This window comes from Photorhabdus sp. RM71S, assembly GCF_042879355.1.
In the GTDB taxonomy this organism is placed as follows: Bacteria; Pseudomonadota; Gammaproteobacteria; order Enterobacterales; family Enterobacteriaceae; genus Photorhabdus; species Photorhabdus kayaii.
Map to the genome: position 1 here is coordinate 1 of NZ_JBHFKV010000331.1, position 223 is coordinate 223.

The 223-nt window shown below is 44.4% G+C and carries 1 protein-coding gene; it reads left to right on the top strand.

Annotation, left to right across the window (positions count from 1 at the left end; genetic code table 11):
• Positions 1 to 213 (top strand): hypothetical protein (locus ACGF5R_RS25100; protein ID WP_387693379.1); only part of this gene is annotated, 213 nt, incomplete at its 5' end.
• Between the last annotated feature and the right edge of the window lie 10 nt (positions 214 to 223).

Consider the following 223-nt stretch of genomic DNA (forward strand, 5'->3'; position numbering starts at 1 on the left):
AAATATCTTGATGAAGGTATGGTTTCAAAAATCATTGTGACCAGCTTTATAACTGAACGCCGCAAACATAACCGTTGTGTCGATGCCGCCCTGTTTATGACATCTGTTCGCGCTTCGTCTGTCGGCTTTCTATTAAAGAAAACCGTCATCACAGGCAAAACAACGCACGTATTGCGGGCATACAAAATCCTTTTCAGGGAGAGCGAGCAGTGACGGAAGAACA